The 25,494-nt window shown below is 42.6% G+C and carries 22 protein-coding genes; 5 read left to right on the top strand and 17 right to left on the bottom strand.

Annotated features, from left to right (window positions below; translation table 11 throughout):
- Positions 1–24 precede the first annotated feature (24 nt).
- The 4 genes from clpB to crp form a co-directional block, all read right to left on the bottom strand.
- Positions 25–2,604: an ATP-dependent chaperone ClpB gene (clpB, locus tag FTV25_RS06120; RefSeq protein WP_180003647.1), complete on the bottom strand. Its 2,580-nt coding sequence runs from the start codon at positions 2,602–2,604 to the stop codon at positions 25–27.
- A 253-nt stretch (positions 2,605–2,857) separates the two neighbouring features.
- Positions 2,858–3,223, bottom strand: a complete 366-nt coding sequence (locus FTV25_RS06115) for an antitoxin Xre/MbcA/ParS toxin-binding domain-containing protein (protein ID WP_180003645.1) — start codon at positions 3,221–3,223, stop codon at positions 2,858–2,860.
- A gap of 144 nt (positions 3,224–3,367) precedes the next feature.
- Entirely contained in the window at positions 3,368–4,417 is a 1,050-nt protein-coding gene (locus FTV25_RS06110; RefSeq protein WP_180003643.1) for an NADP(H)-dependent aldo-keto reductase, read from the bottom strand.
- 193 nt (positions 4,418–4,610) lie between these two features.
- Positions 4,611–5,318 carry a cAMP-activated global transcriptional regulator CRP gene (crp, locus tag FTV25_RS06105; protein ID WP_004782527.1) on the bottom strand — a complete coding sequence of 236 codons (708 nt, stop codon included), beginning with the start codon at positions 5,316–5,318 and terminating at the stop codon, positions 4,611–4,613.
- 147 nt (positions 5,319–5,465) lie between these two features.
- Here crp and FTV25_RS06100 point away from each other — a divergent pair, with 147 nt between their 5' ends.
- Entirely contained in the window at positions 5,466–5,888 is a 423-nt protein-coding gene (locus tag FTV25_RS06100) for an OsmC family protein (RefSeq protein WP_004782528.1), read from the top strand.
- Between the two features lie 43 nt (positions 5,889–5,931).
- Here FTV25_RS06100 and FTV25_RS06095 read toward each other — a convergent pair whose 3' ends face one another.
- Together FTV25_RS06095 and FTV25_RS06090 are read right to left on the bottom strand one after the other, a co-directional pair.
- On the bottom strand, positions 5,932–6,975 hold the full coding sequence (locus FTV25_RS06095) for a metallophosphoesterase (protein WP_180003641.1): 1,044 nt from the start codon (positions 6,973–6,975) through the stop codon (positions 5,932–5,934).
- Between the two features lie 247 nt (positions 6,976–7,222).
- Positions 7,223–9,460, bottom strand: coding sequence for an NADP-dependent isocitrate dehydrogenase (locus FTV25_RS06090; RefSeq protein ID WP_034170011.1), 2,238 nt, complete (start codon positions 9,458–9,460; stop codon positions 7,223–7,225).
- A gap of 971 nt (positions 9,461–10,431) precedes the next feature.
- Between FTV25_RS06090 and FTV25_RS06085 the strand changes: the two genes are divergently transcribed.
- Positions 10,432–10,764: a hypothetical protein gene (locus FTV25_RS06085; protein WP_180003639.1), complete on the top strand. Its 333-nt coding sequence runs from the start codon at positions 10,432–10,434 to the stop codon at positions 10,762–10,764.
- Between the two features lie 1,041 nt (positions 10,765–11,805).
- Here the strand turns inward: FTV25_RS06085 and FTV25_RS06080 are convergent.
- The 11 genes from FTV25_RS06080 to FTV25_RS06030 all read right to left on the bottom strand — a co-directional run bounded on the left by FTV25_RS06080 (position 11,806) and on the right by FTV25_RS06030 (position 22,872).
- Positions 11,806–12,309: a hypothetical protein gene (locus FTV25_RS06080; RefSeq protein ID WP_180003636.1), complete on the bottom strand. Its 504-nt coding sequence runs from the start codon at positions 12,307–12,309 to the stop codon at positions 11,806–11,808.
- Positions 12,306–12,890, bottom strand: coding sequence for a glycoside hydrolase family 19 protein (locus FTV25_RS06075; RefSeq protein ID WP_180003634.1), 585 nt, complete (start codon positions 12,888–12,890; stop codon positions 12,306–12,308). Before FTV25_RS06075 ends, FTV25_RS06080 begins: the two co-directional genes overlap by 4 nt.
- Entirely contained in the window at positions 12,871–13,173 is a 303-nt protein-coding gene (locus FTV25_RS06070; RefSeq protein ID WP_180003632.1) for a hypothetical protein, read from the bottom strand. The genes FTV25_RS06075 and FTV25_RS06070 overlap by 20 nt, the downstream gene beginning before the upstream one ends.
- Positions 13,154–13,480 (bottom strand): hypothetical protein, encoded by a 327-nt coding sequence (locus tag FTV25_RS06065; RefSeq protein WP_180003630.1) that lies wholly within the window; start codon positions 13,478–13,480, stop codon positions 13,154–13,156. The genes FTV25_RS06070 and FTV25_RS06065 overlap by 20 nt, the downstream gene beginning before the upstream one ends.
- A 173-nt stretch (positions 13,481–13,653) precedes the next feature.
- Positions 13,654–14,394: a leucine-rich repeat protein gene (locus FTV25_RS06060; RefSeq protein ID WP_180003628.1), complete on the bottom strand. Its 741-nt coding sequence runs from the start codon at positions 14,392–14,394 to the stop codon at positions 13,654–13,656.
- A 3-nt stretch (positions 14,395–14,397) separates the two neighbouring features.
- A complete protein-coding gene (locus FTV25_RS06055) occupies positions 14,398–17,319 on the bottom strand; it encodes a hypothetical protein (RefSeq protein ID WP_180003626.1) in 2,922 nt (973 codons plus the stop codon).
- Entirely contained in the window at positions 17,306–17,482 is a 177-nt protein-coding gene (locus tag FTV25_RS06050) for a hypothetical protein (protein WP_225215699.1), read from the bottom strand. The genes FTV25_RS06055 and FTV25_RS06050 overlap by 14 nt, the downstream gene beginning before the upstream one ends.
- A gap of 8 nt (positions 17,483–17,490) precedes the next feature.
- Positions 17,491–17,799, bottom strand: a complete 309-nt coding sequence (locus tag FTV25_RS06045; RefSeq protein WP_180003617.1) for a hypothetical protein — start codon at positions 17,797–17,799, stop codon at positions 17,491–17,493.
- 7 nt (positions 17,800–17,806) lie between these two features.
- A complete protein-coding gene (locus FTV25_RS06040) occupies positions 17,807–18,727 on the bottom strand; it encodes a phage BR0599 family protein (protein WP_180003624.1) in 921 nt (306 codons plus the stop codon).
- A complete protein-coding gene (locus FTV25_RS06035; protein ID WP_180003621.1) occupies positions 18,727–19,938 on the bottom strand; it encodes a hypothetical protein in 1,212 nt (403 codons plus the stop codon). Before FTV25_RS06035 ends, FTV25_RS06040 begins: the two co-directional genes overlap by 1 nt.
- A 42-nt stretch (positions 19,939–19,980) precedes the next feature.
- Positions 19,981–22,872, bottom strand: coding sequence for a hypothetical protein (locus tag FTV25_RS06030; RefSeq protein ID WP_180003619.1), 2,892 nt, complete (start codon positions 22,870–22,872; stop codon positions 19,981–19,983).
- A 99-nt stretch (positions 22,873–22,971) separates the two neighbouring features.
- On the opposite strand from FTV25_RS06030, the gene FTV25_RS06025 reads away from it, so the two are divergent.
- The 3 genes from FTV25_RS06025 (at position 22,972) to FTV25_RS06015 (ending at position 25,429) form a co-directional block, all read left to right on the top strand.
- Positions 22,972–23,355: a transposase gene (locus FTV25_RS06025; protein WP_004828545.1), complete on the top strand. Its 384-nt coding sequence runs from the start codon at positions 22,972–22,974 to the stop codon at positions 23,353–23,355.
- Complete coding sequence (gene tnpB, locus FTV25_RS06020; protein ID WP_004828548.1) at positions 23,352–23,687, top strand: IS66 family insertion sequence element accessory protein TnpB; 336 nt, start codon at positions 23,352–23,354, stop codon at positions 23,685–23,687. The genes FTV25_RS06025 and tnpB overlap by 4 nt, the downstream gene beginning before the upstream one ends.
- Positions 23,688–23,761: 74 nt before the next feature.
- Positions 23,762–25,429: an IS66 family transposase gene (locus FTV25_RS06015; RefSeq protein ID WP_180009710.1), complete on the top strand. Its 1,668-nt coding sequence runs from the start codon at positions 23,762–23,764 to the stop codon at positions 25,427–25,429.
- The last annotated feature ends 65 nt before the right edge of the window (positions 25,430–25,494 follow it).

The following is a 25,494-nucleotide window of genomic DNA, read 5'->3' as shown; positions in this document are numbered from 1 at the left end:
TTTTTGTTGCGAAGAGAACTTCTATTAGCTGAGTTTCATTTTTTCAAAGACCAGCTCGCCACTTTCACCACGAACGACGATGGTATCACCAGGGCCAAACTCACCTGCCAGGATGCTTTGTGCCAAACCATTTTCAATACGTTGCTGGATCGCACGTTTTAATGGACGCGCACCATACAACGGATCGAAACCAGCTTCGATTAACTGATCGAAAGCACTGTCATCCACAGACAGACGCATATCGCGTTCTGCCAGACGTTGACGCAAGCGGTTCAACTGGATATCGGCAATACCACGGATCTGGTCTTTTTCCAGTGCATGGAACACCACTAGCTCATCAATACGGTTGATAAACTCTGGACGGAAATGTTCCGATACCGCATTCATCACCACTGTACGGACTTCTTCACGAGTTGCTTTATCGCCCAGTTCACGGACATCCTGTGAACCCAGGTTCGAAGTCATCACAATCACGGTATTTTTAAAGTCCACCACACGACCTTGCGAGTCAGTCAAACGACCATCATCTAGCACTTGCAGCAGAATGTTAAATACATCCGGATGCGCTTTTTCGACCTCATCGAATAACACCACGCTATATGGTTTACGGCGCACCGCTTCAGTCAGCACACCACCTTCTTCATAACCGACATAGCCCGGAGGTGCACCGACCAAGCGGCTCACCGAATGTTTTTCCATAAATTCGGACATGTCGATTCGGATCATGGCATCGTCACTGTCGAACAGGAAGTTCGCCAAAGCTTTAGTCAATTCTGTTTTACCCACACCTGTTGGGCCTAAGAACAGGAATGAACCGCTTGGACGATTTGGATCTGACAAGCCAGCACGTGAACGGCGCACAGCGTTAGACACAGCCACTACGGCTTCTTCCTGCCCAACAACACGGTTATGTAGGAAGTTTTCCATATGCAGCAGTTTGTCACGCTCACCTTGCAGCATTTTCGCCACAGGAATACCGGTCGCAGCACTGACTACTTCAGCGATCTCATTGTCAGTGACTTTGTCACGTAACAGTTTTGGTGCTTCACTTTCTTCAGCCGCTTCAATACGTTCCAACTGTTTTTGCAGTTCAGGAATCACACCGTATTGATAACGTGCTGCTTCAGCCAGATCACCTTCACGCTGGGCTTTTTCCAGCGCAATGCGAGCCTGATCCAGTTTCACCTGAATATCTTTGTTGCCTGCTACCAGCGCTTTATCGGCACGCCAGATTTCTTCCAGTTCGCTGTACTCTTTCTCTACAGTGGCAATCTGCTCTTCCAGATGTTTCACTTCGCCTTGTGCACCAGAGTCTGCATCTTTTTTCACCGCTTCAAGCTGCATCTTCAGCTGAATCAGACGACGTTCGAGTTTATCCAGCGCTTCAGGTTTAGAATCCAGCTCCATTTTGATACGAGATGCTGCTTCATCAATCAGGTCAATGGCTTTATCCGGCAATTGACGATCTGTGATGTAACGATGCGACATTTTCGCCGCAGCAATGATTGCAGAATCCAGAATCTGCACACCATGGTGAGTTGCATAACGATCTTTCAGACCACGCAGAATCGCAATGGTATCTTCCACGCTTGGTTCATCCACCAGCACTTTCTGGAAACGACGCTCTAAAGCTGCATCTTTTTCAATGTACTGACGATATTCATCCAGAGTCGTTGCACCGACACAGCGTAGTTCACCGCGCGCTAATGCAGGTTTCAGCATGTTACCCGCATCCATGGCGCCATCGCCTTTACCGGCACCGACCAATGTATGCAGCTCGTCAATGAACAGGATGATTTCGCCTTCATGTTTAGCCAGATCTTTCAGAACGGCTTTCAGACGTTCTTCGAACTCACCACGATATTTGGCACCTGCCAGCAATGAACCTAAGTCCAGTGATAATACACGTTTGCCTTTCAAGCCTTCAGGAACTTCACCGTTAACAATACGTTGTGCCAGACCTTCGACAATCGCAGTTTTACCGACACCTGGCTCACCGATCAGTACCGGGTTGTTTTTGGTACGGCGTGACAGCACCTGAATTGTACGACGGATTTCATCATCACGACCAATCACCGGGTCCAGTTTGCCAGCCATGGCACGTTCAGTTAAATCAATCGTATATTTATTCAGTGAGTCCCGTTGATCTTCATGATTATTGCTCATGACTTTTTCATCGCCTCGAATTTGATTAATGACCTGTCGTAAAGTTTCAGTTTTTACGCCAACACTATTTAATAAGGTTTTGGTGGCACCCGTTTCTGCAAGTGCCAGTAATACCCAGTCAGTGGACAGGAACTCATCTCCTGCTTTTTGTGCATAACTGTCCGCTAGATGCAGGGCTTTGGCTGCTTCCTGACTGATATTGATATCGGCAGAGGGATTACCGAGCGTAGCTACATTGTTCAGCGCAGTTTGTACTTTGCTTTGCAGGTCACGCAGGTTCGCTCCTGCCTGTTGCAGCAAGCTCACATTCGATGCTTCTTCCATCAAGGTGGACAAGATGTGAATCCCTTCAATGGCAGCATGATCCTTGCTCATTGCCAGAGATTGCGCATCGGAAAGGGTTTGCTGTAAGCGATTGGTAAATTTCTCAAAACGCATTCTTGTTATTCCTCACAACAAATTTTCTACTTGATGGATATATGGGTGCTGGAAATAAAATTTCAAATAATTTTTTATATATTTTTCAAAAATTTAATTAAATAAAAGACAGAGTTATCAGTATTAATATTGGTATTCAATGAAAATATTTCAAGTGAGCGAAAGTAGAATTTTTAAAGTGAAGATCAATAATGAATATCTGATTTAATTTACTCTGCTATTTTTCGGATGGGTAGAAAATAGAGAAAGACCTTTAGTGCGGTTGCAAGCGTCCTAGTAATCGCAATACTGCACTCAAACCATATTCTGTTTGCATCAAGGATCTTGGTATTTGCTGATCCAAAAGCTTGTTAGGTGAATTGATAAACTGGCGCATCCAGCTCAGATCCCCACCATTCAGACCAAATAACGCTTGATAGATATTGATTAAAGTTATTGCTCTTTTACCTGCGCTAGTATCTGGTTCTAATTCTTTTTGATTTATGATTGACGATAATTCTGCTTCAGATAGATCCAGAACTAATGCAAGCTCGGATTCTTGCAATTGCAACTGTTCAGCTAAGTTGAATATAGCTTTGGCTAATACTTGGGATTTAGAAATATCCGTTTCATTATTCATTTTTATTAAATCCTATTGATGAATCTTGTTTTGATTATGCTGCCTTTATCCTTTTCTCGCTATGTTGTTTATCATTAAATTTGATCCTTTATTGAAACAAAAATGCCCTCACTTGAAGGGCATTTAAAGAGAACACTTGAACAATTATGGTGCCGGATTGGGTTGCTGACGGTGAATGGTTTCAATGCCCTGCAAGACTTCTTCAGAAAGATTCACGTCAAACGCCTGAATGTTTTCCTTGAGCTGATCCAAGTTGGTCGCACCAATAATAGTACTGGTCACGAAGAACTGCTGTTTAATGAAAGCCAGTGACAACTGGGTTAAGGTCAGGCCATGCTGCTCAGCCAGTTGTGCATACTGCTCGACGGCCCACTCGCTTTCCGGATTGCTATAACGGCTAAAACGTGAAAATAAAGTCACACGTGCATTGGCTGGACGTGCACCATTGCGGAATTTACCAGTCAGATAACCGAATGCCAGTGGAGAATAAGCCAGCAAACCTATACCTTCGTATTTGGCAATTTCCGACATACCAATTTCATAAGTCCGATTCAGCAAGCTATACGGATTTTGCACGCTAACAAATTTAGAAAGTCCCAATTTCTCTGCCAGATGCAGGAACTTCATGGTGCCCCAAGGGGTTTCATTGGACAAGCCAATATAACGGATACGACCTTTCTTAATTTCGTCATGCAAAGCAGTCAGGGTTTCTTCCAGATTCGTTACGGCACGATCATCTGCAGCTTCTGCATTGCCATAACCCAACTTGCCAAAGAAATTGGTCGCACGCTGTGGCCAGTGCAATTGGTACAGATCGATATAATCAGTTTGCAAACGCGACAATGAATTATCAATTGCTGATGTAATTTCCGAAGCCACAAACCGGGTCTGACCATCACGGATATGGCTCCCACCTTGTGACGGACCCGCAATTTTCGAAGCTAAAAACAGTTTGTCACGACCACCCCGTGAAGCAATCCAGTTACCAATGATGCGTTCAGTTGCACCTTGGGTTTCCGGCTTGGGTGGCACTGGATACATTTCTGCGGTATCCCAGAAATATAAACCTTGCTCCAAGGCATAGTCTAATTGCTGAAAAGCCTCTTCCTGAGTATTCTGCTCACCAAAAGTCATGGTGCCCAAACAGATTTCTGGCACTAAGATTCCCGTATCCGCCAATGGTCTGAATTGCATAAAAATGTCCTTTAAGTTTATCTGTTATTTATCAAGAGCAAGTGTGCTATAGCCTATCGGAATTATAAGACGGACTTAAATCATCTTTTCTAACAAGCTTGTGCCAATTTGTTATGTTCTGAATCAGGCTGAAATTTTTAAACAGGAATAAAAAAAGCAAACCCGAAGATTTGCTTTTTATCGTGCTTTTGGCTTATTCGTCTTCGAACTCGCCAGCACCCACTGCTTCAGGTTCTTCCAGCGATGCATCAAAAATCAGAATCGCCTTACCATCGGTTTCAATCATGCCCTGTTCTTCTAGAGTTTTTAGAACACGACCGACCATTTCACGTGAACACCCAACAATACGGCCAATTTCCTGACGGGTAATACGGATCTGACGACCATTTGGCAAGATCATCGCTTCTGGCTGAGATGACAGGTCAATCAGACAACGTGCAATACGACCAGACACATCGATAAATGCCAGGTCAGTCACTTTACGTGTGGTATTTTTCAGACGGCGAACCAGCTGGGCAAAAACTGCATAGCTAAGGTCTGGATATTGTTTGCTAATTTCATGAAAGTTTTCATAGGTAATTTCAGCAATTTCACAGACATCACGAGTACGCACTTCTGCAGTACGCTGTGGATTTGCTTCGAAAAGACCCATTTCCCCAAAGAAGTCTCCCGCATTTAAATAAGCTACCACAATCTCACGTTCATCATCTTCACGAAGAATGATAGACACAGACCCCTTCAGAATTAAATACAGAGATTTAGATTCTGATCCTGCATCCACGATCGTGGTACGTTTTGGATAGCGATTGATATATGCACGTTTTAATAACGCCTTCACTGATTCAGGTAGTTGCCCCGGCGAAAGTGCGTCTGTGCTTAATTGTGAAAAGTTTGAAGTCATGCTTACAGTTCCGAATATGGATAATTTATAGATCGCACAAGACCTAATGTGAACTTGTCACACAGTGGGATTGAAATTCCTTATCAACCCAATTTATGTTAGTGTACAGTTACTTCGTAAATTTATAGCTTTTTTTAGGTAGTTGCAATGCAAACGAGTGTTCATTGGCTAGAGAATGTTGCTTTTGAAGCAAAAACTCAAAGTGGTCACAGTATCATCATGGATGGTTCACCTGAATATGGCGGTGAAAACCGTGGTCCTCGCCCAATGGAACTGATTTTAACCGGTCTGGGCGGTTGTGCTTCTTTTGACATTGTGACAATTTTAAAGAAAGCACGTCAGGAGATTACTGATGTTCGCTGTGAATTAAAAGCAGAACGTGCCGATACAATTCCTGCGGTATTTACCAAAATCCATCTACACTTTGTGGTCAGCGGTAAAGGCATCAAAGAGAAACAGGTCGCTAAAGCCGTAGAACTTTCTGCTGAGAAATACTGTTCTGCCAGTAAAATGCTATCTGACGGTGGGGTCGAAATTACTCACGATTTTGAAATTGTAGAAGTGGAATAATCCGCTAATTTCAATAAAAAAGCAGTCTTCGTGGCTGCTTTTTTTACGTCATTTTTTGAGTGAAATACTGCTGGCCATCTTCAAAAATCACCAGATTTTCAGGCCATCTTAAAGCCCCGAGATGATGGGCAAACTCAGCCTGTTGCTGACGATCGCGATAACGCCTACCCACTGAATAGTCGACACAAAATACATTCTGCTGCTGACCAAACCATTGCAAGGCATCAATATGCTTAAACAGACCGGATTTTTCTTCGGTGGTTTTAAAGTTTCTCCAATAATGGCCAATCACCACAGGTATCCTATCTGTATAACGCTCCCACCATGGCAAACGGTCAATCATACGCCAGCGCCCCCCTGCATAGACTGGACGTTGTGCAATTTTTTCTGCGCCTGAGCTTAAGGTACGAATCGGATTTTGCATCTGGTCGCGTAACTCTTTTTCAGCGATATATTTTAATAAGGGAATACTGGCTGCTGGATCCTTGAATTGTCCCTGATATTGCTGCTGTTCACTCTGGATATATTCATCAAAGCCTAAAGTCTGTAACTCAAGCTCATTTTTCAGGACAAAATAATCATAAGCCTGTCTGATTGAATTAAAAGGAACAGATTTCAATTGTTGAATTGCCTGCGTATCCCAGCAAGCATGCACAATTCTTAAATGGGGTGCATCTAGAGCCAAAGGCAGGCTGTTTAGAAATTCTAGAATCCATGCACGATCCTGAATTGAAGCCTGAACTGAATCAAAAGTTTTGAGATCATCCTGATGCGGTGAACCAAAAAACCAGCCATTGCCTTCCCGTAGCGTATCGGTTAACAAGTTGATTTCATGATTACCCAGAATGCATTGCGCATTGCCATTTTCTATTAAGGTTTTAACCTGTCTGATGACAGCGATACTGTCTGGTCCACGATCACACAGATCTCCGACAAAAATCAGTTTACGCTGTTCAGGATGACGACCTTGCAGATCGTAGCCCAATACTTCTAACAATTGTTGTAGCGCATCAATCTCACCATGAATATCGCCAACAATATCCACCGGACCATCAAAAGTCTGCTGTATGAATATCTGATTACTCATGGCTCTACCCTACCCAGGTCAATAAAACCTTTTTTTAATATAGCGCTTATACTTTAAATCAATATAACAAGTTCAGAATTATTTTTTAATCATTTCGATTATTCAATCAAATGACGATAGATCAGAAACTTAACTGAAATCTCATTTCTTCATTTCTTATCTAAATGTATATCTAAAAACAATAAAAAACCGGCGCCTAAGCACCGGTTTTATTCACTTTACGAGCTTTAAAGCTAGTACAGCCTGATTAAGCGTTTAGTGATTCAATGATTTGGTTCAATGTAGCACTTGGACGCATTACAGCATTTACTTTTGCAGGATCAACCGCATAGTAACCACCGATATCTACAGATTGGCCTTGAACTGCATTCAATTCGCTTACGATCTTCTCTTCATTTTCAGCAAGAGACTGAGCGATCGGTGCAAATTTCGCTTTCAATTCTGCATCTTCGTCTTGCGCTACAAGTTCTTCAGCCCAGAATTTAGCCAGGTAGAAGTGGCTGCCACGGTTGTCTAGCTCGCCAGTACGACGTGATGGAGACTTGTCATTGTCAAGCAATTTACCAGTCGCAGCATCCAGTGTTTTCGCGAGCAGTTTCGCACGTGCATTGTTTTCTTTAATACCCATTTCTTCCAGAGAAACAGCCAATGCCAAGAACTCACCTAGAGAATCCCAACGTAAGTGGTTTTCTTCTACCAATTGTTGTACGTGTTTAGGCGCAGAACCACCAGCACCAGTTTCGTACATACCGCCACCTGCCATTAGAGGCACGATAGACAGCATTTTCGCAGAAGTACCAAGCTCCATGATTGGGAACAGGTCAGTCAGGTAGTCACGCAGGATGTTACCTGTTACTGAAATGGTATCTAGGCCACGAGCAACACGTTCAAGTGTATAACGCATCGCACGTACCTGAGACATGATTTGGATGTCCAAGCCTTCAGTATCGTGATCTTTCAGGTAAGTTTGAACTTTTTTGATCAGTTCGTTTTCGTGTGGACGGTACGGGTCAAGCCAGAAGATTGCTGGCATGCCAGAGTTACGTGCACGAGTTACAGCCAGTTTCACCCAGTCGCGGATCGGTGCGTCTTTCACCTGGCACATACGCCAGATATCACCTTCTTCCACGTTTTGAGACATCAACACTTCACCAGTTTCAAGGTCAGTGATGTTCGCAACACCCGCTTCTGGAATTTCGAAAGTCTTGTCGTGAGAACCGTATTCTTCAGCTTTTTGAGCCATCAGACCAACGTTAGGAACTGTACCCATAGTACGTGGGTCGAAGTTACCATTCCATTTACAGAAGTTGATCATTTCCTGATAAATACGTGCGAATGTAGATTCAGGCATAACTGCTTTACAGTCGTAAGGTTTACCGTCAGCACCCCACATTTTACCGCCAGTACGGATCATTGCAGGCATAGAAGCATCTACAATCACGTCGTTTGGAGAATGGAAGTTGGTAATACCTTTTGCAGAATCAACCATCGCAAGTGCTGGACGGTGTTCTTGACATGCATGAAGATCTTCAATGATTTCTTCGCGTAAAGAAGTTGGTAAAGATTCGATTTTTTCGTAAAGACCAGCCATACCGTTATTTACGTTAATGCCTAGCTCGTCGAACAGTTTACCGTGTTTCTCAAACGCATCTTTGTAGTAAATACGCACACAGTGACCGAATACGATCGGGTGTGACACTTTCATCATGGTCGCTTTAACGTGTAAAGAGAACAGGATGCCAGCTTCTTTACAATCTTCTAATTCTTTTTCATAGAAGTCGCAAAGGGCTTTTTTGCTCATGAACATTGAGTCGATGATTTCGCCGTCTTGAAGCGCAACTTTTGGCTTAAGAACGATAGTTTCACCAGACTTGGTGATCAGTTCCATTTTCACATTACGTGCACGGTCTAAAGTCATAGACTTTTCGCCATGGTAGAAGTCGCCTTCTTGCATGTGAGAAACGTGAGTTTGTGACCAAGGTTTCCATTCACCCATAGAATGTGGGTGTTTTTTCGCGTAGTTTTTCACTGCTGTCGGCGCACGACGGTCAGAGTTACCTTCACGAAGTACTGGGTTCACTGCTGAACCTAGGCACTTGCTATAACGCGCTTTAATTGCTTTTTCTTCTTCAGTAGTCGGATTTTCCGGATAATCAGGCAGTGCATAGCCCTTAGACTGAAGTTCTTTAATGCATGACGTCAACTGAGCAACAGACGCACTAATATTAGGGAGTTTAATGATATTAGTATCTGGGTCCTGAGTAAGACGACCTAATTCTGCCAGGTTATCTGAAACTTTCTGCTCATCGCTTAGATAGTCTGCGAATTCTGCAAGTACGCGTGCGGCTACAGAGATGTCTGTCTTAACAATCTCAACGCCCGCCGGCTTAGTAAAGGTCTCAATGATCGGCAGTAGAGAGTAAGTCGCCAATAATGGCGCCTCGTCGGTCAGTGTGTAAATGATTGTTGACTTTCCACCAGCCATATATAGCCCCTTGCTTTGGATTGAGTTTCTGATCATCAGGCTTTTGGCCTAATTTCAGCGAACCGGTTACTTAAATAAACTTTGAAAGTAGTGGTGCTGGTTGCACCTCAGTCAAAGGAATATCAATACATATTCAACTTTGCCTGAAAAATTCATAAAAATTGTCAGCGTGATTCACCGACAGCAGTATTCTACGTGAAAATGAACCTTTTTTCGAATCGGCACATTGCCAAACCATGCGATTTGTGCATTAGAAGGTTAATTTGCAGATTTTGCTTAATTTTACCAAAAATTATAATTTAATCATTATAATTCAATTACTTAAATTAAAAATCAGACAAATTCACCTATAAACTTAATGTGTGCTTAATTCGGTTTTTTGCCATCAATTTTTATCTACATGTTGGGTATCATGAAAATAAATTATCAATGGCCGTAATTTCCATAAGTATGGGTTAAAAAGCGAATTGAAACAGATCTGCTATTCCCTATCGAAATTTATGATCTGCACCTGATAAATTGATAGTTAATCCTAAAGGCTTAAGACAACCTAAATAATAGTCACCTTTCTACTCTTTGTTCAGTTTAAATTATGTGCATTTTTTTAATTACCTTTACAAACACTGGAAATGTATCGACCGTAATTCAAATAAAAAAAATGGTTCTATTGGTTTAATAGGCTTTAGATAATGCCAGTATGTTGGTTTAATTAATAAGAATCTTCTAATTAAATTTGGGTAGAATGCTGATTAATTTACAATAAGGACTTATTTTATGCTGAATTATTTAGTTAGTTTTTCGACATGGGCTGAGAGCAATTCAGGACAGATTCAGATTCTGATAGGCATATTAGCGCTAAGTCTTGCAATTTTTGGTTATAGACAAATAATTGAACAGATAAAAATTGCAAAAAACAGGAAGATCGTGCAGATGAACAAAGAAAATTTGAATTTAAGATACAATCCCTTAATATGTCACTCATAGCTTTAGATAAAAACGCATTAAAAATAAATAATTTTAAAAAAATATTGAAATTGTCGGAAGGGTCTATCAAATCACTCGATCAGAATAGCGAAGTAATAGAAGGTGATATTCGAAAGTTAATTACACTCACTAAAGAAAAAATTAACCATGCTGAAGAAGTCCAAGAAGATATTTTTGATATGTGTAAGCGTATAAACAGAAAGAGCGCTTTCCATAGTCTAGATGAGCTAACTGCTATATATGATGTATTAATTTCTATAATAAATGATGCAAATAATACTGACTTAATGAGACATCACTTTACGATAACTGAAGATTAACAATCTCATATCACACAAAAATCCTCAGCCTCACTACTCACCCTACCCCATTAACTGAATAAGGCTTTTCGTATGCAGCCTCTAACATGTCAGCAATATCTTCGATCCCGGGTGTAGTAAGTATTTGCCAGCACTTTGATATACGCCCAGTGATCAGGGCCAGCACATCAATCGATAATTTCTATTTATTCACAAAGGGTTGAGTGCTTTATGTCGCGTGTCATAAAAATGAATATCTGGAAGCCCTGCCTTTTGCTTTCTACGTTTCCATATCAACTTAAATGAATTCTCTTTTTGAGGGATTAATATTAAGTCCGTCATATTGAATCAAATCCAGAAGCTCTATAGCCTTTATAGTTAACGGCATATTAAGTGCATCACCATTTTTAGTCTTTGGCAGATGAACATTTCTATCGTAAATATTTTTTATCTTTATACCCATTTCCCCCATCACATTGCAGTTTTAAGTGCAAACCGAAATGTCCATATAACAGAATGATCTGACCTTATTCATAGCATTATTTTATTATCAAAAGATTCAATGTACTTTCTTATTCTTGGCTCAGTTAATTTCATGACGTACTTTCCAAAATTCTTGTCGTAACCTTGACGTAAATTAAGCTGTATAATCGGTAAAAAGCAGCGATTTTAAGGATAACGCGGATAAAGATACTTTTTATTGTAGGTATAAAAAAAGGGTTTTAAGCTACTGTTTTCGCTTAAAACCCTTATAACATTAGTTTTTGAATCCTGGTAGGTATATCCAGACTCGAACTGGAGACCTCTACGATGTCAAAGTATGGAAAAATTAATTAAATTATATACTTATAGTTAATTGGCGTAAATTTGGAGTAAATGCAAAGTTATCCACAGGAAAACAACTACTTGCAAGCGTCTATTATATCATCTATTTTGCCTTAAAAAAGGAGAATAAAAATGAAAGACTGGCTCTACTTTTATATATTGCACACGATTCAGAAAGGAAGTGTTTTTAAGAAGGATCCGGGTTGGGCGGTAAATAAGTAAATGTGGCTAAAGCCCTCACTTAGAGGGCCATGCATCACCTAATCGTTTTGCATCAGCTGCGTGTTCATCAGCTCGTTGCGCCACTGTTCGATATTCATTGACGCATTTTTCGAGTACGACACCGCTGGCACTGGCGTACTCAATGATGGTTTCTCGGGTAGCTGTGGACATACGACTTGAGGCTGTATCGATTTGCTTTGACAGCCGATCAATAGCGGACTTAGCGCTATTGCTATCAGCAATGATGTGTTTGATATCTTCACGATGTTGGATCTCCGCATTTAATAGCTTTTCAGACCATTGTTTTTCTTTAGCAAGGGCATCCGCTTTTGCTTTTTCAGTTAATGCCTCAGCCTTGGCTAAATCAGTTTGATATTTAGCATCGAGAGTGTCGTAATACTTCTGCCAAGTTGATGCACGCCATGTCTGAACTCCAAATCCAATGAGCGCAAGTAATAAAAAAGCCGCCAAAAATATAATGACAGCTTCGTAAAATTTAGCGATGAAGGCTTTTATCATATCCAGCCCCTCAACTTAGCCAGATGAGCTTTGCGATCTGCAAAACCATTAGTACCGCCATTGATCCGGCGCGTAATAGCCAACACATCATCTTTATCGGCTAAAGCATTCAAGCCATTGTCAGACCAGAACTTGCAAGCGACCATTAAACCAATGCTTGGAATCGCTACAATCGCAGGGTTGTTCTCAAAGTCAGTGCCAAGCTGCTGACCGTACTTGCGATAGTTTGTGCGACCAGTTAATTGAATTGGTCCACGGCCTTTATATCGCTTTCCATCGCCCGGTTGTGTGTTACCTAAATCCTTTCGGCCTTCGTACGCGGCACCAGATGCAATTTCTTCCATATAGCGAAAGTTGCCCGACTCATGTGCAAGTTGTGCAAGGAAGTGAATAAAGCGAAGCGAGTTATCCAGGATGCCATAGGTCCGCATGTGAATATTGGCAGCCAGACCAAGTTCTTCAGCACGCGCTTGACTGGCACCTAGTTTTTTAAATACTGCAGTCAAGGTGCCACGACCAATAATGCCGTCATCATGCACACCGACTGACTTTTGGAGTTTTTTAATTTGAGTGGTGTTCATCATCTTTATCCGTATTAAAAAATTTAGGACGTGCACCACCCTTACCCCAAATATAGAGTTGTCGGGTAAAGAGTGCGAATAAAATACTTACTGTGGTGAAAAAAAGGGTTCCAGCTGGACTGGGCGAATACTCATCTTTTACAAAGAGTGCTACCCCAAAAATAATTGACAGCATCAAAAGAAAATCGATGTGCTTTGGTAATTTAATTTTTGGGTGAAATACCATGATTGCAAACGAAACCAGAAACAATACCAATGCCGTCTTACTTATGATTAGCAGCATCTTCATTCTCCTTTTTGACTAAACCAAGAAGTCTTGATCGAGTCAAACTTAATAATGCTTCAGCTGTACTCTTACCAGCAGCACCTAAGACAAAACCAAACAGCTCAGGGTACTTGCCATTTGCAAGAAATAAGCTTGCTGGCTCAGCAAAGACCACACATAAAATGAAGCCTGCGAAGAATCCTATCCAGCGATCCCGGGCTGGCTCCTTGCTTAATAGAAAGCCAAAGGTTGCGCCCAGCACACCTGTAAAAAGGATGTGTGAATGGTTCTTTATGCTTTCCAATACTTGACTAAGAAAGTCCATATACATCCCCTTTAGTCATACATTCCCCTATAAAATTGGCATTAAAAAAGAGCCTTTCGGCTCTACTGGTGGGTCAGATGAGTAGTCATTTGACATTGTGCCCCCTAAATTTTGGTAATAAAAAAACGCCCTTTCAGACGCTTGCTTCAATTTAAATTTTTACACTTCGATTGTTAAATCGCCTGAATTCTAGCAGCGAAAGCAGACCAGTTTGGCGCTGCTTGATATGCTGCAACAGATGCAGCAGGGACTTTAAAAACACATGATGCATTTAGGTTTTGAAAAGTTGATGATGATATGGTTGGTGGTGTTATTGCTCTGCAAGTCACTTCAGTGCATGCAAGCCAATTTCCAAACGAGGTATTCCCAATGCTCAAAATTGTTGATGGTATATCTAAGTAGGTGGCAGCTTGCCAATATCTAAATGCGCTATCAGCAATAGTTTCAACGCCTTCTGGCAGAACTAAAAAATCAGCCATTCGCCAATTTTCAAACGACCAAGCATTAATATATGATAGTGTTGCAGGTAAGTTTAAGAATTTAGCATTTCGCCAATCTGCAAAAGCATACTGATTGATTCGAGTTACATCCCCGACTATTGTTAATCCAGTTGCATAGTGACCAATTGATCTAGCAGATGTGTCGTCATGGCGGCGAAGCGCTGAGTGCTGAATAATGCCTGTTATACCATCACCAAGCGTTACATCTCCAATTGCTAATGGAAAATCAACCAAGCTGCCACTAAACTGAATTGCACCACCGCCAGCAACTTCCGATGGTGCATACAACTCAATAGATTTTGTTGCGCTATCTTTTTCAGCGGTCACAGTAACCTTTTGACCGCCTGTGTAGTTTGTGGAAAACGGGATATTAAAATCACCGTTTGCATCTGCAACACCTGTATAAATCGCCATAACTTACTCCTGAATTTCGATTGTAATTGTTGCGCCTGCCTCAGCTTTTCCTGAAATTGCAGAACCATCAAACTTCATATTTGCGCTAAGTGACTCGTCAACATTTACAGAAATGTTAGCTACTGGCACAGTATTTCCTGTGACGCTTGAGCCGTCTGTCGATGCAGTCAAAACCAAGCTTACTGACTCAGCAAAAAAGCTATGTTCAAAAACCTGATAAGAATCATACCCATCACGCACAGACCATAATTTCAATGTATGTGGCTTATTTGGAATTAACACGCTGGACAGAATGGTTGCTGTATTGCCAGTTATTGCGCTTGCGCTGTCCAAAACAACATCCTCAGAAGCAAGCTCATAAGAATAATTAACACCTTGCTCAACCGTCACGCCCCCATCAAAGAAACCCAATGGCGTACCACCTGTTTGCTGCAAACGATTTCGATCAACCCACGTCAGAACAATATCATTGGTTACAATGATTGTTTCTGGATAGTAAGCATCATTAATTTTCACATTTGCTGGCGGATATGGTCGAATAGCGCGTGACCGAATCTCGATAGCCCGACTATTTCCTGATAGCTCTTGAATCCCGCTTGGCGTTGTTGTTAAAACTTGCGCTTCAACAATTTCACTTTGAGAGTATTGCGTAGAATCAAAAGCAACATCAGGTAAATCAAACACAAATAAAGACCCACCACTATGCTTTTTCGGCACAGTATCAAGCACACCACGCTTCACGGTTAAAACCTTCGTTTCATTATCAAAACTCACAAACCCCATTAGTTCATCATTTAATAAAATTAAATTATTTGAGTTTGCTACCTGGGTTAATGATCCAGCCACTGTAAATGATGATGTAGTTTCAATGATTGACTGATCAAGCTGCAGAATATCGCAGTAATCAAGCCGAGAAACCTGCTCAAATTCACCCATTCCACCATCTGTAAACAACAAAGCATTAAGTGAATTATTTTGCGGTTTTGCCGCAATTGCTGCTACATAGCCAATATCTGGATTGTTTGATAATTCCAAATCCACATTTATCTGACCAGCGCGAAGCACGGTTAGATAATGCGGAGCCTCGAATACTGCGTTAATGCTTGGCTGTGGGGGCTGTGGTGCTGATTCAACGAGAGCATCAACCACAATACTGGTATTCATTTCGCCTGAATACGGAATCACTTCCTCAAAATCAATCGTCACAGTATTATCAGTGCCGTTGCCTAAATTGATTTTCATGATTCGAGCTAAAATCGTGCCATTCCATTTGCTCGACCACGGCAAACGGATTAAGTCGTAACGATTCCATTTCCGCGCCTCTTTCCAGCCTGTGCTAAAACTGCCCGACCATGCAGGAGTGGAAAACTGCTTCAACTTCCAGTTCGCTACAACTTCAGCATTTCGCATATTCATGAAATATGGAAATTCAATAGACTCAGCATTCGCTTTACCCATCGTTAAGATTGAGCCGTTTTCATAAACTGAGAAAGTTGAGTTTTTGATGCGCTTGCGGTCGTAATATGTGACATTGAGTTGATTCACAATGTCATCGCTATTCATGACCTCAAGCGATAAATCTTTGATTTTGTTTTCAGCAATAGTATGAATTTCATTTTCAGCAAACCAATCATCACGGAATAAAACCATTTCATAAAGACCAGTTTGGCGATTTACGCGAATACCAGCTTCAATGTGATAGCAAAGCTCCTCGATAGCATCAATACATGATTTTTCATCAATCGCCCATGATACACCCAAGCCTTCATCCCAAATTCTATCAGCGGCTTTCATAAAATTAATGTCGTTTACATCAATTTCAGGCTTAGCCATAGCTGTGTCATCGGTTAATATTTCACGGATTTTATGAATTGGATTAATATCTGGAGTTTCTGTATCATCCTTGAAATTGCCGTCCGTCCTGTATAGTGAAAAACTCAAACACTCATAGCTAACACCATACACATTGTTTTGGGAAAGATCAGGCTTTAAGCACTGAGTTGTTATACCCACAACACTACCAGCTTCGATCACACCTGAAACGCTAATCTTCCTAACCGCTGTTTCATTGTTTTTAACTTCGGAAACATTAAATATGAGCCAGTTCCCCAGATTAGATGTGATCACTGATTCACCCCTAACCAAGAAAGAGGCCTTTACCTCGTGAAGCCCTGTGATGCCACTTAAATCAAAACTTATCGTTACTTTTAGATTTCTGTCATCATAACTGCCACCAATAACAAACATTCCAGCAAAACTTGTTGATACTGTATTTTTCCTATCTGGGTTATAGTATGCTGTATCGTTGTATACCCCTTGCTCATTGCTTCCAAATGAGTTTACTTTTGTCGAGACGTATCTCGGTGAGTCAATATAGTCGGATTCAGTTTGAAAAAAAATAGTTTGCGGAACCTCACAAACCCACGGTCTCGCCTCTGTTGATGCGTACCACTGCCCCCGCCCGTCATTTCTAACGCGCGTGCGCTTCACCCATAGCAGCATCTCTTTCATGTAGCCTGAGTTGCCGAGGTAGAAAGAATCGTGTCGATGTGCTTGCAGTGATCCAATTACACCACCAATTAATCCACCGTCTGTCTTCACTCCACCAAGGCCACGAAAGACTAAGTATGATTGATATGGATAACCCGAAACCAAAGGGAAATGCTTTTGGTATGTGCTATTCGGCTCCTGATCTGGGTAGCCAAAATGTATATCGATCTGCCCGGATACTCCCCCTTCATTTTCACCAAAAAGATTGTTCTCTAGCACGGGAAGTAGATTTGGTGGGTGCTTTAACGGATCATGAATAACCCATTTTCGATTATCAAAATTGATTCCGATCAGTTTTTCAATACGATTGCCAATAAAAGCCGCGAATTTGGCGTAGTAACGATAGCCAACAACCTGCGAACTACTTTTTCCCATTTCTCGCCACCTCTACCACCTGCAAAGCCATTGCATCTTTTGTATTAATAAAGTCCTGAGCATCACGACCATTTTTTAAGAAATCCTGCCAATCCCAACCTTGACGTAAAAAAAATGCCCGGGTTCCGCCCGAGCACATTTTTGCTTTCCGAATATCAGACATATAAATCTTCATTTTTTACCGCCTTTTTGTTTAATCGGTGAAGTCGTCTTACCCCAGATATCCGTGATGTTTGCATGCACGTGTGGGCTTCCTGCAATGTCGCAAAATGAAGTACCTTCATCAGCAATTGTACCGTCCAGCTGATTTGGCTTTGGTCGGTTTTTCTTCTGCATTTTTTTCATTTCAAGGAAGGTATATACACCTACCGCGACAGATAGAGCTGCAATCCCAATAGCAACCCATATTAGTGGCGCCAAAGAAACCAGATGCTCTAACTGAGTCGCATCAAAACCAGTCAGCAAAATATCAATATTCATTTTTATCCTACTTAATCAGCTGAGTTTCTAACGGATTTTCGGTCGGCATATTTGGATGACCGCCAAAGCGCTTGTGGTTGTTGAATTTTTCATGGCACATTTTTAGCGACTGATCACAGCCAGGTGCTACTCGCACCACATCACCAACTTCCAGACCGATATGCTGGCGATATAAACGAATGTTGCCATTTGCACCATTGCCGACAATGAAAGTGAATACACCCTCTTTTTTCAGCACACCACGATTCAGCCAGCCAGGCAGATAAGATTTGGTTTCCATGACTGGATCACCATCTTCAAAAGTGGGATTACCCTGGCTATCCAAAACAGGCTGATCCAGCTCGTCGAGTACCGGGATCTGTTCAAATACCGGATTACCCTCTGCATCTTTGACTTGAGTCGGATTGACAGCAAAAGTCACATCAAGACCATTGATCGCAGTCACTGTTACATCGAATGACCATTCATTAAAATTAAGGCCGCAGTACTTGTCATAAATTGTATTTGGGCAGGTACGTTGATATTTACGGGTCAAGATCTTGCGACGCATAAAGCTTTCTGCAGTCGAGCAGACCAGCGTCATTGTATTGTCGCGATCATCAAATTTTGGCTGAGTCACTCGGCCTTTAAACAGCACCAGTGATTCAGATCCATCCAGTTCAATCAGGGTGAAATACACCGATTCCAGATAAATCTTATTTAAGAACACCTGGGTAAAGCTGTCATCTGCCTCATTGAATAGCGGATATGGATGCGGAAAAGTCAGCTCGACTTCGCACTTATCAATATCTGCATCTTCGATATTTCCACGGCTTAAGCCTTTCACCGGGTAATATGTGATGTCATTATGAATGATCGCTTTGCGTGCACTGGTGAAATACCACTGCTTGTTCCCATGTGTAAATTGATAAAGTTCTGAACGTGCCATTAGTTATCAATCTCCACGACTGGAACGGTGACTTGTGATTTTCCGGCACCTAAAAATTGAAATTCGATCTGATCAGCATCAAGGCGATGCAGCCCCAGGTAATAAATGCCCTTAATGTCTTTTCGCTGGGCGTTGATTGCCGGTGAAACCGCAAATGAACCGCTTGTTCGGCCAGTAATTTCATGCGCTGACCAGGTTCCATCCTTGCGTTTGACTGCGATATGCTTACGATTAGCCTCAACAATATATTGGGTTCCTACAATCAGACTGGTAGTAATATTCCCGGTATTTAAAATATTGAGATGCTGTTCATACAAAGGCATCCAGAAAGCACGTGAACGACCGGACCGGCGAAATAGAAAGTGTTTATACTCATGGTATTCGAACCATGTTTTTAGTAATGATCTAAAAGGCTTTAAGTATTTTGGCTTCTCGTGATGGGTATATGGCTGAAAACCACCCACCGCACCATCCACAATGTTCTGATGCTGGGTCAGTGTCATTTCCAGTGAGTCGCCATCAAGCAGCAAGGGCTTCCAGTAAATATCCTCGCCCTTGTATTGCTCTGGCATGTCACCCTCATGTTCTGGCAAATCCTCAGCCAGCACCCGAAAAACGATTGAAGTATTTGACCAAAAGCCACCAGCATTGATTGAGGCATCACCATCAATGATGCAGATCCGCAGTGGCATAATCACAGCATTGGTCGCTGTGATGTTTTCAGCAAGTCGAAAGCCATCCTGATATTCAGTTTCGAGTTCCTGAATCACTTCATCTGTTTCCGGGTCCCGAATTTCTTCCTGGATAATGATGTAGCGGCCACGATCAATGATCTCGACCACCTGAGCACCTTCACTGCTCTCAATAAAAGCAAAACCGACTCTGAGGTCGGCTATGGTGTCTGCTGCATCGAGAATAATGTAATCATCATCAACAATATCTGGAATGGCTCGTTTTACCTGGCGCAGCGGAATGCCCCATTGTTTGCGTAGATTGGCATAAAGCATATGAAATAGATCACCCATGGCTTTACGCAGCTGGGTGTAATTGAAATTCAGGATCTGACGCGGAGCATCACGTAAAGGATGGCGGATTTCATCACCACCAAAGCTTTCATGCACTTCAGTCAGCCATTCCAGGCTTTCAGTCGAATCTAATAGAGGGCAATTTGTTAATACGTGCACCTCACCATATGACGTTTGTATTTTCATTTTGTCCTCAAATTGATAAAAATAAAGCCCACCGAAGTGAGCTTATGCAAATCCTAATTCCCGTCGATTCTGCTTAAAGAACTTCACAAAGGCTTTCTTGCCATCTGGCCCAAACAGGTAATCCCCGAGTTTTTCGCGCTCATCTACGATGACAAAGTTTGGATTCAGGTTGACGTTTGGTGAAGAATTGCTTTCACGCGCCTCAGCTATATATTTTCCAACATCCTGTCCTTTATCGAAACTCAAGACTTTTGGAGCATCCAAGGCTATACCACCATCCGCAAAACCATTCTTAATAGATTGGCGAAGCGCGTAGAATCCTGAAGGCCCGCCTAATGCGGCGATCTCCTCTTGAGTTAAGACACCTTCTCCCTTATGGACAATGCCAGCGGGTTCATATTTGCCACCGTAACCGGTAAATCCTCCATCCGCATAACCAACTGGAGTAAGGGCCGAAACGGCTGCCTGTAATAGCCCTGTTTCCATTGTAGCCATTGCAACGGCCGGCAAGTTGTAGGGGAAAGGTGCTGATGCCCAAGCTGCCGAAATAGCCGTGTAACTATTCATAGCAGTTGAGAATAAAGCTGCTCCCTTCTGAATACCGCCAAGAATTGCATAAGCAGAACTTGAGGAATCCACAAGGCCCATCATCATGCCGGCAAAGTCGGCACCATACTGAGCACCATACGCCATTTGCATTTGAAGTCTTTGCTGCTGATATTCCTCCTCTGTAATCAGCATTTGCTTGCGTGCTTCAGCAAGTAAATCCATATCTTGCTGATAGGGTGATTTATCCAAACCCATCATGGATTTGTAGTCTTCCCACACGCCTTCACGCTCAGCATTTTGTTCCATGCCTTGCTGAATATTGGCTTGCTTTACCAGAGAATTTTTCATCTCTGGTGAGTATTCAGCTGTGTTAAGGATTTCCTCTCGAACTAATGCGTAGTATTGCTCAGCATAATCGCCAGCAGACATCCAGTGACGTTTTGCTTCAAGCAGTTGCTTTTTATCGCTCAGCTCTTTTTGTTTCTGAGCCTCCTGATATTCAGCAACATCTTTTTCGTATGCGGATTGTTGAAGAGTTAGGTATTTTTTAATGGCAGCATCATCACCAGCATAAGCCACATTGATTGCTTTGATGGATTCTGAGTTTTCGTACTCTAACTTTTGCAGTTCACTGTAATATTGACTTGCAACAGACTGTTGCGCCCTGAGTCTTTCATCATGGATTCGTTTAGCCTCTTCATTTGTAGATGCAATTATGCCCAATTCGGCTTGAGCATCCTTAAGCATCTCACTTGTTCCTTTGTAACCAAGAACAGAGACATGCACGTGCCCACCAGTAGATCGGGCGGATGGCTTTGCGTACTCATTGATAGCATTGATTGTGAAGCCATATTTTTTGGCTACTTCTTGTAGTCGCTTAATTGAAGCATTAGCCTCGCCCGCATCTTTAACAGTAAAGTCAAATGCCTGACCAATTGCATGCTTGCTGTTAGTTCCCTTGTGATAGCTATCATTGAAAGCTGTAAAACGATTAAGCTGAGAACCCAAAGCATCTTGAGCCAGTTTGGCAAATTCCGCTGTGTAGCCTCTTACTTTGCCACCAGCAATGGATTCACTAGATTTAATACGCAGCCCATTTAATGCTGAAGCACCAACAAGACCATTAAGCTTTGCTTGTTCTTTCGCTAACTTTTCAGCTGCTTTTGCCTGCTTTTCTTTAGCTTTAGTGTTTTCATCGGCCGTCTTGGTGTCTAGAGCAATGCCTTTTGCCGACTTGGTAGAAGCTGAATTGACAGCCAGAATAGCATTGACTAGATTGTTAGATGATTTACTTGCAGTGGAACTAGATTCACTTAATGAATTTATGCGAGTTCCATAGTCATCAAGAGTGGCAGTAATATCATCAAACATAATATTGATGGTATTGATCTTTTCACCCTTAAGGGCAGCAATTGCAGCAGCTACGCCACCAATCAATTTGCCAGCAATACTAAAAGCCGCCGAGACTCCAAGAGCAACTTTGGTAACACTTCTAAGTACAGAGCCTATACCCTCACCAACCTGTTGAAGTTGAATGCCGTTTTTTGATGTGCCGAAAATCGCATTTGCTACATCCACGATGGCGGGCATAAATCCTGAGACCAGTTGGTTTTTCCAACCCTGGAATTGCAGATTAACAGCCTGTGTTTGTGCTGCTAAAAGTTGAGACTGCTTGATAGCTTCTTCTGTTTTGAGGATGCCCGCATCTTCCAGCGCCCTTCCGTAGTCATCTAGAAGCCGGCCATTTTCCGCAAATAGTGGTGCAAGGTTGCCCAGATCTGATGCCAAGCTCTCAAATACAAACCGACGTTCTTGCGATGTTACGCCAAGCTCATCCAGTTTATCGTTAAGCATTTGAATGGCTTCAATACCATCTTTGCCTTGAAGTGTTTTGGAGAATGACTTGATCTGATCTTCAGATAGTTTTGTATTATTTTTTAGTGCGTCAAAGAAATCAGCAGCCCCGCCACCTTGAGTTGCGCTAAATTCGCCAAGTTTTTCTTGGGTATCAGCCAAAATAGAACCAAGTTGATCTTGGGAAACACCCAAACCTTGGGATGCATATTCTAATATCTGAAAACTTTTAACACTTGTATTGGCTCGATTTGCCAGAACTAGCAACTGACTATCCGCTTTAGCTGTTTCAATCGCCAAGTGGGTTAATCCACCAATAGCAGTAGCTATACCACCCACAGTCATGCCTGAAAGTGCTGCACCGGCAACAAGAACCCCGCCTTTTAAAGACCCAATTTTTGTATTAAAAGAATCAACAAGTGAACCCAGCTGGGTGCCACCCAAAGCATCCGCTACCTGATCCTTGAATCCACCAAAAGCCTTGCTCATGTTATCAGTGGTTTGCTTTGTCTTGCGTTCTGCCTGCGTCATACCCTGTTCAAATGTAAGCGTCCGCTGAACACACCTTCTGAATTCATCCTATAAGCCTTAATTTAGTCCCCACTTAGAAACAAGTGGGGACTTAAATTTATGACTACAAATCATCAGACATCCATCGCATCTCTTGCGAAAAAACGAAGAACATACAGTGCTGAATTTAAACAGCAGATCGTTCAGGCTTGTAAAGCACCGGACGTTTCAATTGCTTCAGTCGCTTTGCAACATGGATTGAATACAAATCTTGTATCCAAATGGATTCGCTTAATTGATGCTAAGCCAGGGAGTGATCGCTCACCACTACCGAATAAACCTGCATTTATTGCCTTATCTTGCTCTGCACCATTAGATCCTACTCCTACTGACATGTTAAAAGTTCAAATTACTTTACCCCACTCAAAAGCAGAAATTGGCTTGAAATGGCAAGTATCAGAAATACCTGCCTTGGCAGAATTACTCAAGGTGCTGGCAACATGATCCGTATCGATGAAATCTGGCTTTCTACCCAACCTCTGGATATGCGAGCAGGGATGGATACTGTCATGGCTCAGGTGGTGAGAGCCTTTGGCTACATTAAACCGCATTGTGCTTACCTGTTCTGTAATAAACGTGGCCATCGCATGAAAGTGCTGGTACATGATGGACTGGGCATCTGGCTGTGTGCCCGGCGTTTGGAACAGGGAAAATTCCACTGGGCTAAAGTTCACCAGGGTGAAAGCGTAGCTCTCAACCCGGAACAGTTACAGGCATTAATCCAGGGTTTGCCTTGGCAGCGCATTGGACGACAGCAGGTGGTCACGATGCTCTAAACCAAGCTCGGCTATTCTGCCATCCTCCAAACGTTCTATTTCATTCTTCTCATGACCTCAGGCATACTGCGGTCATGAATACGCTGCCAGATTTAAGCCAACTGACCCATGAACAACTGCTGGAATTCACCCGGCAGTTGGCGATGCAGCATCAACAACTCGCAGAAGATAAACAACAATTAGATGCTCAAGTTCAACATCTGGAAGTATCAAATCAACAATTAGATGCCAAAGTTCAACATCTTGAAGTCACCAATCAGCAATTAGATTCTAAAGTTCAGCATCTTTCTATTCTCAATCAAAAATACGAGCATGAACTGGCGCTGTTTAAACAGCATAAATTCGGCAGTAAAAACGAACATCTCACCGCAAAACAAATCCATCTGTGGGATGAGGCGGTCGAAGAAGATATCGCAGCCGTTGATCTGGAATTAGAACGATTAAATGCAGATAAAACCCATGCAGCGACACAGAAAGCCACAGTCAACAAACCTAAACGTCGACTGCTGCCAGATCATCTACACACCATCCGTATTGAGCATGAACCTGCATCAACCCAATGCAGTTGTGGCTGCCAGTTACGTCGTATCGGCGAAGATATCAGTGAAAAACTGCATTTCAGACCGGCACAGTTCTATAAGGAACAGCATGTGCGTGGTAAATGGGTCTGTGATCAGTGTGACACTCTGACTCAGCAAGCGATGCCCGCCTATGTGATTGATAAAGGCATTGCTTCACCTGAATTGCTCAGCCATGTGCTGGTATCGAAGTATGCCGATCATTTGCCGCTGTACCGTCAACGTCTGATCTATCAGCGGGCGGGAATCGAACTTTCTAGATCAACTTTATCTGACTGGATAGGTCGCTGCGGTGTGGAACTGGAACCTCTGGCCAATGCCTTAAAAGAGGTGGTACTACAACAGCAGGTGCTGCATGCAGATGAAACACCAGTCACCATCATGCGGATGGGTGAGAATGATAAAAAACCGAAGAAAGGTTATGTCTGGGCCTATGCCACCACACAGTACAATCCAGTTCAGGCGGTGATCTATGACTTTCAGGATAGTCGTTCAGGCCAGCATGCTGCAGAGTTCTTGAAAGGCTGGCAGGGCTATCTAGTCTGTGATGATTACAGTGGTTATAAAGCACGCTTTAAATCAGGCCAGGTCATAGAGGTGGGCTGCATGGCCCATGCACGTCGTAAATTCCATGAACTGCATGTAACTGGGAAAAGTCAGGTCGCTGAACAGGCCTTAGTGCTGATTCAGAAACTGTATGCGATAGAAGCAGAACTCAGGAAAAAGACCGATGGTACAGCGGAAGACCGCCGCGAATACCGACAACAGCATAGTCAACCAGTGATGCAACAACTATATGAATGGCTCAACCAACATCATCTGACAGTGCCATCGAGTTCTCCTACCGCCAAGGCCATCAATTACACTCTGAAGCGTTGGCCAGCCTTAAGCCGCTATCTGGATGATGGCAATCTACCGATTTGCAATAACTGGGTGGAAAACCAGATGCGCCCCTGGGCGTTGGGACGTAAGAACTGGTTATTTGCAGGTTCGCTGCGCAGCGGTCAGCGAGCAGCCAATATTATGACATTAATCCAGTCAGCAAAGCTGAATGGGCTGGATCCCTATGCCTATTTAAGTGATGTGCTGAAAAGGTTGCCGACACATAAAGTGACTCAGATTGAAGAATTACTGCCACATCGCTGGAAATCCAACTCAAATTAAAAAATAGGCATGGGGTTCAGCGGACGCTTACGTTCAAATGAACCGAGTTTTACTGCTAAATCTAG

It is taken from the genome of Acinetobacter sp. YH12249, from assembly GCF_013417475.1.
In the GTDB taxonomy this organism is placed as follows: Bacteria; Pseudomonadota; Gammaproteobacteria; order Pseudomonadales; family Moraxellaceae; genus Acinetobacter.
The sequence above is the reverse complement of the archived record's forward strand: the minus strand, read 5'-3'. Positions and strand labels throughout refer to the sequence as shown.

Coding starts and splice junctions, on each gene's coding strand:
- FTV25_RS06035 (WP_180003621.1), bottom strand. CDS start 19,938: ATGAAAATACAAACGTCATATGGTGAGGTGCACGTATTAACAAATTGC.
- FTV25_RS06080 (WP_180003636.1), bottom strand. CDS start 12,309: ATGATAAAAGCCTTCATCGCTAAATTTTACGAAGCTGTCATTATATTT.
- FTV25_RS06040 (WP_180003624.1), bottom strand. CDS start 18,727: ATGGCACGTTCAGAACTTTATCAATTTACACATGGGAACAAGCAGTGG.
- FTV25_RS06110 (WP_180003643.1), bottom strand. CDS start 4,417: ATGCAATTCAGACCATTGGCGGATACGGGAATCTTAGTGCCAGAAATC.
- FTV25_RS06085 (WP_180003639.1), top strand. CDS start 10,432: ATGTCACTCATAGCTTTAGATAAAAACGCATTAAAAATAAATAATTTT.
- FTV25_RS06050 (WP_225215699.1), bottom strand. CDS start 17,482: ATGTCTGATATTCGGAAAGCAAAAATGTGCTCGGGCGGAACCCGGGCA.
- FTV25_RS06060 (WP_180003628.1), bottom strand. CDS start 14,394: ATGGCGATTTATACAGGTGTTGCAGATGCAAACGGTGATTTTAATATC.
- FTV25_RS06070 (WP_180003632.1), bottom strand. CDS start 13,173: ATGCTGCTAATCATAAGTAAGACGGCATTGGTATTGTTTCTGGTTTCG.
- FTV25_RS06075 (WP_180003634.1), bottom strand. CDS start 12,890: ATGAACACCACTCAAATTAAAAAACTCCAAAAGTCAGTCGGTGTGCAT.
- FTV25_RS06025 (WP_004828545.1), top strand. CDS start 22,972: ATGACTACAAATCATCAGACATCCATCGCATCTCTTGCGAAAAAACGA.
- FTV25_RS06065 (WP_180003630.1), bottom strand. CDS start 13,480: ATGGACTTTCTTAGTCAAGTATTGGAAAGCATAAAGAACCATTCACAC.
- FTV25_RS06055 (WP_180003626.1), bottom strand. CDS start 17,319: ATGGGAAAAAGTAGTTCGCAGGTTGTTGGCTATCGTTACTACGCCAAA.
- FTV25_RS06095 (WP_180003641.1), bottom strand. CDS start 6,975: ATGAGTAATCAGATATTCATACAGCAGACTTTTGATGGTCCGGTGGAT.
- tnpB (WP_004828548.1), top strand. CDS start 23,352: ATGATCCGTATCGATGAAATCTGGCTTTCTACCCAACCTCTGGATATG.
- FTV25_RS06015 (WP_180009710.1), top strand. CDS start 23,762: ATGAATACGCTGCCAGATTTAAGCCAACTGACCCATGAACAACTGCTG.
- FTV25_RS06030 (WP_180003619.1), bottom strand. CDS start 22,872: ATGACGCAGGCAGAACGCAAGACAAAGCAAACCACTGATAACATGAGC.
- clpB (WP_180003647.1), bottom strand. CDS start 2,604: ATGCGTTTTGAGAAATTTACCAATCGCTTACAGCAAACCCTTTCCGAT.
- FTV25_RS06100 (WP_004782528.1), top strand. CDS start 5,466: ATGCAAACGAGTGTTCATTGGCTAGAGAATGTTGCTTTTGAAGCAAAA.
- crp (WP_004782527.1), bottom strand. CDS start 5,318: ATGACTTCAAACTTTTCACAATTAAGCACAGACGCACTTTCGCCGGGG.
- FTV25_RS06090 (WP_034170011.1), bottom strand. CDS start 9,460: ATGGCTGGTGGAAAGTCAACAATCATTTACACACTGACCGACGAGGCG.
- FTV25_RS06115 (WP_180003645.1), bottom strand. CDS start 3,223: ATGAATAATGAAACGGATATTTCTAAATCCCAAGTATTAGCCAAAGCT.
- FTV25_RS06045 (WP_180003617.1), bottom strand. CDS start 17,799: ATGAATATTGATATTTTGCTGACTGGTTTTGATGCGACTCAGTTAGAG.